Origin of the sequence: Photobacterium lucens (genome assembly GCF_009873615.1) — a bacterium.
In the GTDB taxonomy this organism is placed as follows: Bacteria; Pseudomonadota; Gammaproteobacteria; order Enterobacterales; family Vibrionaceae; genus Photobacterium; species Photobacterium lucens.
Map to the genome: position 1 here is coordinate 24083 of NZ_SSMG01000480.1, position 1756 is coordinate 25838.

At 40.3% G+C, this 1756-nt stretch carries 1 protein-coding gene; it reads left to right on the plus strand.

The features are described from left to right. Positions 1-94: 94 nt before the first annotated feature. Positions 95-1639 carry a glycerol-3-phosphate dehydrogenase gene (gene glpD / locus E5A76_RS19740; RefSeq protein WP_161119967.1) on the plus strand — a complete coding sequence of 515 codons (1545 nt, stop codon included), beginning with the start codon at positions 95-97 and terminating at the stop codon, positions 1637-1639. The last annotated feature ends 117 nt before the right edge of the window (positions 1640-1756 follow it).

Consider the following 1756-nt stretch of genomic DNA (forward strand, 5'->3'; position numbering starts at 1 on the left):
GGGTTCGGAGTTGTGTATAATTGACTGTAATCGAAACTTATCCTATGATTGATTCATGCTCATTTATGTTCGTTTGCTCATTTAAGGTCGATTTATGGATATCTCTAAAAACAAAAACGCAACAACTCTATTTGATATTATCGTTATTGGTGGTGGTATTAACGGTGCGGGTATTGCAGCAGATGCAGCAGGTCGCGGTTTAAAAGTAGGGTTATATGAATCCAACGACTTTGGCTCAGCAACATCATCCGCAAGTTCAAAACTTATCCATGGTGGTCTTCGCTATCTTGAACACTATGAATTCCGTCTAGTTTCAGAAGCCCTTGCAGAGCGTGAAGTATTATTAAAGAAAGCCCCTCACATCGCTCAACCAATGCGTTTCCGTCTACCACATCGCCCTTTTCTTCGCCCTGCTTGGATGATCCGTTGTGGGCTATTTCTTTACGATAACCTTGGTAAACGAACAACATTGCCTGCCAGCCAAAAAGTAAACCTTGCTCAATCAGGCTTACTGAAACCTGAAATGAAAATCGGTTTTGAATACTCCGACTGCTGGGTTGATGATACACGCCTCGTACTACTTAATATTATTGCGACCCAAGAAAACGGTGGTGAAGTCGCTAACTATTGCAAAGTAGAGCGTGCTGTTAGAGAAGGTGATATTTGGCGTGTCACTATGGTTGATCAACGCACAGGCGAAACCTTTGAACGTTGTACAAAAGCATTAGTTAACGCGGCAGGTCCTTGGGTTAAGCAATTCTTTGATATTGGTTTAGAGACCCCATCACCAAGAAATATTCGCTTAATTAAAGGCTCACACATTGTTGTTCCTCGTATTCACAATGAAGAACAAGCTTATATTCTGCAAAATAAAGATAACCGCATTGTTTTTGTGATCCCTTACCTTGATGACTTTTCAATTATTGGCACTACAGATCTTGAATACAAAGGTGATCCACGTACTGTCGCTATCGACGATACTGAAATCGACTATTTAATAGATATTGTTAACCAGCACTTTGTTAAACAACTAAATCGAGAAGATGTCGTTTGGACATTCAGCGGTGTACGCCCATTATGCGATGATGAATCTAATTCTCCACAAGCAATTACGCGCGATTACACATTAGAACTTGAACAAGAATTAGACCAAGCTCCTCTGCTGTCTATTTTTGGTGGAAAATTAACTACTTACAGAAAGCTGTCAGAATCGGCAATGAAACACTTAGCCCCTTTCTTTCCACAAATGGGCGCATCATGGACAGCAACACAAGCCTTACCTGGGGGAAACTTTAGTTGTTCACGAGAAGAACTCGCCAATAGCCTACAACAACGCTACCCATGGCTAACCACAAAACAAGCATTACGCTATGTAAAACAATTTGGTAGTTACAGCCATAAAATGCTTGCCGAGGTAGATTGTATTGAAGATATGGGAATAGAGTTTGCTGATGGTGTGTTCCAAAAAGAAGTCGACTACATGATCCATCATGAATATGTAAGAACAGTGGAAGATTTCTTGTGGCGTCGAACTAAGTTAGGACTTTATCTGAATCAAGAACAACAAGATCTAATTAAAACCTACATTGAGACCAACGTACCATCAAATAACATTGTGAGTTTACATAAAGTCAGCTAAAGCAAAGTCTAAGCTAACGGAAATAAAAAAGCCGACCTCATGAAGTGACCCCCAATAGTTGGACACCAATTATTGGGGGTCTTTTATGTCCAAATATAGTCGAGAGTTAAAATGCAC